Annotated in this window: 3 protein-coding genes; all 3 read left to right on the top strand. The window is 46.0% G+C overall.

Going from position 1 to position 8,133, the window contains the following annotated elements:
- Positions 1-194 precede the first annotated feature (194 nt).
- The 3 genes from L1D51_RS09165 (at position 195) to L1D51_RS09155 (ending at position 7,718) form a co-directional block, all read left to right on the top strand.
- Complete coding sequence (locus tag L1D51_RS09165) at positions 195-3,359, top strand: glycosyl hydrolase family 18 protein (protein ID WP_239963499.1); 3,165 nt, start codon at positions 195-197, stop codon at positions 3,357-3,359.
- A gap of 52 nt (positions 3,360-3,411) precedes the next feature.
- Positions 3,412-5,019 (top strand): lytic polysaccharide monooxygenase, encoded by a 1,608-nt coding sequence (locus L1D51_RS09160; protein ID WP_239963498.1) that lies wholly within the window; start codon positions 3,412-3,414, stop codon positions 5,017-5,019.
- 65 nt (positions 5,020-5,084) lie between these two features.
- Complete coding sequence (locus L1D51_RS09155; RefSeq protein ID WP_239963497.1) at positions 5,085-7,718, top strand: glycosyl hydrolase family 18 protein; 2,634 nt, start codon at positions 5,085-5,087, stop codon at positions 7,716-7,718.
- Positions 7,719-8,133: the final 415 nt, after the last annotated feature.

Here is an 8,133-nt window from a genome sequence, read left to right as displayed (position 1 = left end):
GAATCATCCTCGTTTTTGCTTTTTGATAAAAATAATTAATTCTTTTTTAGTGGTTTTAACTTAGCCTAGCATCAAAAAGTGTGTTTATTTTACCCTTTATAGGTAAATGCAAGCTTGACGTAATAGCGCTTTGTGTTACTTTAAAGTTGGATTTGTAAAATAAATGTTATTAAAACTTTGGGCGGAGGGAGCGAATGAGCTCGCATAAATTAATAAAAAATGCCTTTAAACTGAGTGCGCTGTCACTAGGTTTATACGGCTTTACAGCACAGGCTGCGATTGATTGCAGCAACTTAGAAGTGTGGCAACAAGGGCAAACACATGTTGGTGGTGATCAGGTTCAGGCACAAGGTAGCGCTTATGAAGCTAAGTGGTGGACGCAAACCAACCCTGTGGAGACTTCTGGTGTCGATCAAGAATGGCGTTTATTGGGTGTCTGTGACAGCGTTGTCAATGAGAATCAAGCGCCTCAAATTAGCAGCTTAACACCCGCAGAGGGTTCTTTATTTACCACTAGTGACAGCGTTGTCATAAGTGCTGTCGCTACTGATCCTGATGGTAGCGTGGCAAGTGTAGAGTTTTTTGTTGATGGAACATCGCTGGGTGTAGTGACAAGCACACCTTACTCAGCGAGCTGGCAAGCAACGCAAGGCAGCCATGTGATTAGTGCGGTCGCAACGGATGATTTAGGGCTAACCTCTACAGCGGTTGCACATTCAGTGAGTGTGTCTGATGACGTTGAGCCGGTTAACCAAGCGCCAGTGGCAAGCATTGAATTTAGCTCACTGCCATCACAAGTCATGGTGGGTGACAGTGTGGTGTTTGCGCTTTCTGGCACTGATAGCGATGGCCAAGTAACCGCATTATCGTTAACTGAAAACAGCACTGAAGTTCATCAAGCAAGTGCTGCTTCTTCCAGTTACAGTTGGCAGGCTCCAGCACTTGGGCAATTTTCATTTACCTTAACAGTGACCGATAACGAAGGCGCGACGGATACACAAAGCAAAGTTGTTAATGTTGTTGAAGCAACAGAACCCGGTACAGATTGTAAACCACAAGGCTTATACCAAACACCGGGTGTCAATACCCCATACTGTAGCGTGTATGATGAAAATGGCCGTGAGAAAATGGGCCCAGATCACCCGCGCCGAGTTATTGGTTATTTTACGAGTTGGCGAAATGGTGCCAACGGTCAGCCAAGCTACTTAGTTAACGATATTCCTTGGGACAAGATAACCCATATTAACTATGCCTTCGCGCATGTTGATGGCAATAACAAGGTCTCGATTGGTGATCCAAATGCTGCTGGCAACCCAGCGACAAACATGACTTGGCCGGGCGTTACAGGCGCTGAAATGGATCCAAGTTTTAGTTACACAGGTCACTTTAACTTACTCAATAAATTCAAAAAACAACATCCAGATGTAAAAACCTTAATCTCTGTAGGTGGCTGGGCTGAAACCGGTGGTTATTTTGGTGAAGACGGTACTCGCGTAAACAGTGGTGGTTTCTACACGATGACAACCAATGCCGATGGCTCTGTGAACCAAGCGGGAATTGATGCTTTTGCGAAAAGCGCGGTTGAGTTTATTGAAATCTACGGTTTTGATGGTGTCGATATTGATTACGAATACCCATCGTCAATGAACGACTCAGGCCACCCTGATGATTTTCCTATTTCTAATGCTCGTCGCGCAGGCCTTAACGCCTCGTATCGTGTATTGATGCAAAAACTACGTGAAGAACTTGATATTGCAGGTGAAAAGGCTGGTAAGCATTATTTGTTAACGATTGCTTCGCCATCTTCAGGTTACTTATTACGTGGCATGGAAACATTCCAAAGCGTGAAGTATCTCGATTACGTTAACATTATGTCTTATGACTTACATGGTGCATGGAATTCACATGTAGGCCATAACGCAGCCTTGTTTGATACCGGTCTTGATTCTGAATTAGCGCAATGGGGCGTTTATACCACCGCTGAGTTTGAAGGTATTGGCTACTTAAATACGGATTGGGCTGTGCGTTACTTCCGCGGTGCGGTCTCTGCAGGTCGAATCAATATTGGTATTCCATATTACACCCGTGGCTTTAAAGATGTGTCGGGCGGTACTAATGGTTTATGGGGCCAAGCAGCGCTGCCAGATCAATCAAAATGTGCGAAAGGGACTGGCGTTGGTGAGAAAAACCAATGCGGTAATGGCGCACTTGGCATTGATAACCTATGGCACGATAAGAACGATGTTGGTGAAGAAATGCCAGCAGGTTCGAACCCACTATGGCATGCGAAAAATCTCGAAAATGGCATTAACCCTTCTTACCTTGAAATCTATGGCCTAACGCCAGAAACCGATGCAGATGATGTATTAACCGGAACTTACACACGTTTCTACGATGATGTAGCTGTTGCTCCATGGCTTTGGAATGCAGAGAAAAAGGTATTCTTATCAATTGAAGATGAGCAATCAATGGCAACCAAAGTTGATTATGTTATCAACAATGGCCTTGGTGGCATCATGTTCTGGGAGCTTGCTGGTGACTATGATTATGACTCAGCGAAAGGTGAGTATTTCATGGGCTCAAGCTTAACCACACTTGCTTACGATAAATTTAACCAAAGTGGTGTGGCTTACAACACTCATCAAGGTAATGTCGATTTCACCATGCCAAGCGAAGCTGTTGACGTAAGCTTTACAGTGAAAGACTTCCCAATTGGTGATGATAACTATCCGATTTCACCTACATTCGCATTCACCAATAACTCAGATATCGATTTAAGCGGCGCGAAAATCAGCTTTGATGTGCCCGTTTCTACCTCGGCAATTTTCAAATCGAATTGGAATGCACAAGAAAAGCTCGGCATGGCAGTTGAAGCGAATGGCTCTAATGCGGCTGGCGATAATATCGGTGGCTTTGAAAATGAGTTCCATCGTTTTTCAATCACCTTAGTGAATGAGTGGGGCGGTATCGAAAAGTCATTTAACACTGGTGAAACCGTTGAGGCGCAAGTTATGTACTACATGCCAATTACGGGGCCATCTAACTTCACGATTGAGAAAAATGGTAAAACCTACGCCTTTAAATTTGAATACCCAATGCTACCAGATGGCACAGCTGGCAGTGGTGATACTGGCGGTGACACCGGTGGTGATACGGGTGGCGAGGGAAGCTGTAATGGTGTTGATGTAGCAAGCATCCCTGTGTATCCAAATTGGCCGCAAACTGACTGGGCTGGTAACCCAAGCCATGCTGTTGGCGGCGACCTAATGAATCACAACAACGTGATTTACGAAGCAAAGTGGTGGACGAGCACAGAGCCAGGCACATCTGCTGACTGGATGGTGAGTTGCACGCTTTAACCAACTAAGCGGAGCAAGGACTTTGCTCCGCATTTCTACAGCGAGAACAACAATGAAAGTAATGAAATCAAAGGCATTGTCTTTATCGGCAGTGGCAACCAGCATGCTGCTTGCCTGTGCATCAAGCCATGTGAATGCCCACGGATTCTTAGAAAGCCCGAAGGCACGCCAAGCATTTTGTAATGCTGATGGCGGGTACTGGTGGCCTGCTGATGGCACTGGGATCCCTAACCTCGCTTGCCGAGCAGCATTTGTTGAAGCAGGACATGTGCAGTTTGTGCAAGACATTGAATACTCGGCAAATACGGTTAACTACACTGACCTTGAAGCAGTAAAACAAAGTGTACCTGATGGCCGATTATGTGCCGCAGGCGACCCAGAAAAACGCGGTATGGATTTACCTTCAGCGCATTGGCAACGCAGTGAGGTTATTCCTAATGCAAATGGCGATATTTTAGTGCGATTTTTAGCGAGTACGCCGCATAACCCGAGTTTTTGGCAGTTTTATTTAACAAAACCGGGCTTTGATAGTGCGACTCAAGTGCTTACTTGGGACGATCTAGAGCTTGTTGAAGAGTACGGCAATCTTGATTTTAGCATTGATGCTAACAACGACCGTTACTATGAAATGAGCGTGTCTATTCCACAAGGGCGCAGTGGCGATGCCATTTTATACACGCGCTGGCAACGAGATGATGCCGGCGGCGAAGGCTTCTACAACTGTAGCGATATTAATATTGTCAGCGATGCGACCCCGACAGAGCCAACCGATTGGGCAGCAATTAGCTACTTTGTTCGTCAAGGACAAGACGCTGAGGTTGGCGGTAGTGTGTCAGCTCGGTTATTTGATGAAAATGGCCAAGAGTTACTTACTCAACAAATGCAGATCACAGCTGATAATCAAGCTAATTGGCAGGCTGAATTTGCAGCGTTGTTAAACCTTAATTACGCGCACTTAGTTAATATTGGCGTGCAAAATAGCGCCGGAGATATTGCCTTTGATGCGTCTGATTTAATGACTAATCAGGTCTTTACAACGAATGCAAACTACAGCTTTGCACTAAGCGTACAAGCGGCTCCTGACAATACCGCGCCAATTATTCATCAACCAGATGACCTTCAAGTTGAAGAAGAGAGCAGCACCGCGATACACCTACACGCCTTTGATGATCAACAAAGCACATTAACTTATAGCTGGGATGTACCTGCACCACTGAGCTTTATGGGTAGCGATGCCAACATCACGCTAAATGCCCCCTCTGTAGATGCTGATACAAGCTACACCGTAAGTGTATCGGTGTCAGATGGCGAGCTCACAAGCCAAGTTAGTTTTACCGTGACTGTGCTTAATAGCACTGTGGTCGACCCTGATCCAGTTGATCCGAGCGTGCCTGCTTGGAATAGCACAAGCCAATACAACACGGGCGATAAAGTGAGTTTTAACGGCGGAGTTTACAGTGCGAAATGGTGGAACCAAGGCGCACAACCAGACAGTAGTGATGCATGGCAGCTTGAATCTGGCAGTGTATCAATCGAATGGAACAGCGGCAAAGCCTATCAAGGCGGCGACGAAGTAACCTATCAAGGACAGCGCTATCGAGCGCAGTGGTGGACCCAAGGAGATGTACCGGGTGCCAGCCAAGTATGGAAAGAAATCTAAAGTTTTGTAGTTCAAACTTTATCAATAACAGCGTAACGCTATATAAAAATAGATAAGAGAGAATCATGAATATAAAACAATTAAGCGCAGCCATTGGTGTTGCACTCTTTGCAAGTGCAGCGAATGCGGCACCATCAACACCAACCATTATTTGGGAGCCACAAGAATACTCATTTGTTGAGGTTGATCTTGAAGGTACAGGTTCATACAAGAGCTTGGTGAACCGTGTTGATGAAGTCACTATCAGCATTGAATGGAACGCATGGAGTGGTGACGGCGGCGACAGCTACAAAGTGTATTTCGATGATATGCTGGTTAATGAAGGCTCGCTGGCAGCAGGCACTAAAAGTGGTGTTATTAGCTTCCCGTATGATAAAGCAGGTCGTCATACATTATATGTAGAACTATGTGAAGGCGGTACCACCTGTGCTCGCAGTGAAGGTAAGCCAATTGTTATTGCCGATACAGATGGCGGCCATTTAGCGCCATTGCCGATGGATTATGATCCAAACAACCAAGATATTGGTACAAAAGACGGCCTTGTTACCGGTGCCTACTTTGTTGAATGGGGTATTTATGGTCGTGACTATGATGTAACCAATATTCCAGCGCAAAACCTCAGTCATATCTTGTATGGTTTTATTCCAATTTGTGGACCGAATGACTCGTTAACGGGCGGCCCTAAAAACGCGCTAAATACTGCTTGTGCGGGTTCTCAAGATTTTGAAGTGGTGATCCACGACCCATGGGCTGCGATTCAAAAAGCGCTACCAGGTGTTGATAGTAATGACCCAATTCGTGGTACGTATTCGCAGTTAATGGCGTTAAAGCAACGTTATCCTGATCTGAAAATTTTACCATCGGTGGGTGGTTGGACTTTATCAGACCCATTTGCCTACTTTACCGATAAAGCCAATCGCGACACGTTTGTGGCATCAATGGAAGAGTTTTTAAGAACGTGGAAGTTCTACGATGGTGTTGATATTGACTGGGAATACCCGGGTGGTCAGGGTGCTAATCCAAACTTAGGCGACCCAGTTGCTGACGGCCCTGCATACGTTGCGCTAATGCAAGAGCTGCGCGCGATGCTCGATAAGCTTGAAGCAGAGACAGGTCGTGAGTATGAGTTAACATCAGCGATTGGTGCAGGTTACGACAAAATTGAAGATGTCGACTACTCACAAGCTCAGCAATATATGGATTACATTTTCTTAATGAGCTACGACTACTATGGTGCATGGAGCAATGTAACTGGCCATCAGGCTGCGCTTTATTGTTCATCGCATTTCCGTGTTGGTCAGTGTGATGGCACGGGTGTTGATGAAGAAGGCGTTCCATATAAAGGCCCTGCTTATACAACTGATAATGCAGTGCAAAATCTACTTGCGCAAAACGTACCATCGAAAAAAATCGTGGTAGGTGCTGCTATGTATGGCCGTGGCTGGGAAGGTGTTTATCCAGAAAACGCGACTATCGCTGATAACCCTATGACAGCACCGGGCAACGGCAAACTTAAAGGCACTACAGCGCAAGGTGTATGGGAAGACGGTGTAATCGATTATAAAGGCATCAAAACTTACATGTTGGGCACTGCAGAAAATGGCATCAATGGGTTTGAAACAGGTTATGACGAACAAGCCGAAGCCGCTTATGTATGGAACCGTAGCAACGGTAAATTAATTACATACGATAACCGTCGTTCTGTTTTGGCAAAAGGTGCTTATGTTAATCAATATAACCTAGGCGGCTTGTTTGCATGGGAAATTGACGCTGATAATGGCGATATTCTTAATGCCATGCACGAGGCACTTGGTGGTACCGTCACTGAGCCTAGCAATAGAGCGCCAGTGCTATCTGTATCAAGTACAGTATCTGTTAATGCGGGCGAAAGTGTATCTGTGACTGCATCGGCAACTGACGCAGATAACGATCCACTAAGCTTTAGCTGGACAGCTGACAGTGCGTTAACAGTAACTGGCGAAAACTCAAATACCCTTGTAATCACAGCGCCATCAGTGACTGCTGATACGCAATACACGGTTGCTGTGAGTGTGAGCGATGGCGAGGCAAGTGTAAGCCGTAACGTTACAGTAAATGTAGTAGCACCAACGACAGGCGAGAACCAAGCACCAGTCGTTGCGGCAATTACTGATAAAACAGTGGCAGAAGATGCGAGTGTGGACGTGGCTGTTTCGGCATCTGATGCTGATGGCGATGCGCTTTCATACAGCTGGACAGTGCCAGCAGGCTTAACGCTAGTGGGCTCAGGTGCTGATGTGAGTTTACAAGCGGGCAGCGTTGATGCAGATACTAGTTATGTTGTGTCGGTTTCGGTAAGTGATGGCCAAACAGCAACAGCAGTGAGCTTTAATGTCACCGTGACAGACTCGGGTACAACAACACCGCCAGATGGTGAAACGACATGGGATGCAGCGGCTATCTATGTAGGTGGTGATACGGTAATTTATAACGGCGTAGAGTACACCGCTAAATGGTGGACACAAGGCGAGCGCCCTGATTTAGGCGGCCCATGGGAAGCAACTTCACAACCAACCGACGGTAATGGTGATGTTGTATGGCAAGCTGCGGGTATCTATAACGGTGGCGACCAAGTTACTCACCAAGGTAATAAATACGAAGCGAAATGGTGGACTCAAGGAGACGAGCCAGGTGTCGCGGATGTATGGAAAGCACTTTAAGTGTAATAACCACATTTAATGCCCATCATTAAAATGTGATTTCCCTTCAAAGCAGCCGTATGGCTGCTTTTTTGTGGGGGAAGTAAGAAAGAGTAAAGTTAGCGAGGGGAAAGGGGAAAGAAGCTGTCAGCTTTCAGCTTTCAGCGGTCAGACGACCTGTGGGGTTGGTTAGGTCGAGTGTTCATCTTAGCGATTTAAGTCTTGTAGGAGGTACTTTAGTGGCGAATAGAACCCAACATAGTCCATGTAAACCTTTTCAAATTTCCTATCTTCAGACGCGCGAAACAAGTTTCACGCCTACGAATGAAAACATTAGGCGCTAGGTTCTGGGTTCTAGGAAGCGATGTAAAATCGCTGCCACAGACTCGTACCTCGCACCTCGAATCTCGTACCTCGCAACTTTACTCTTTCCCCT

Origin of the sequence: Pseudoalteromonas shioyasakiensis, from assembly GCF_022398475.1 — a bacterium.
Classification (GTDB): Bacteria; Pseudomonadota; Gammaproteobacteria; order Enterobacterales; family Alteromonadaceae; genus Pseudoalteromonas.
This window is presented reverse-complemented; position numbering and strand designations above follow the sequence as displayed.

Bases quoted from the DNA above. Each gene is read 5' to 3' on its own strand.
- L1D51_RS09155 (WP_239963497.1), top strand. From the start codon at position 5,085: ATGAATATAAAACAATTAAGCGCAGCCATTGGTGTTGCACTCTTTGCA.
- L1D51_RS09160 (WP_239963498.1), top strand. From the start codon at position 3,412: ATGAAAGTAATGAAATCAAAGGCATTGTCTTTATCGGCAGTGGCAACC.
- L1D51_RS09165 (WP_239963499.1), top strand. From the start codon at position 195: ATGAGCTCGCATAAATTAATAAAAAATGCCTTTAAACTGAGTGCGCTG.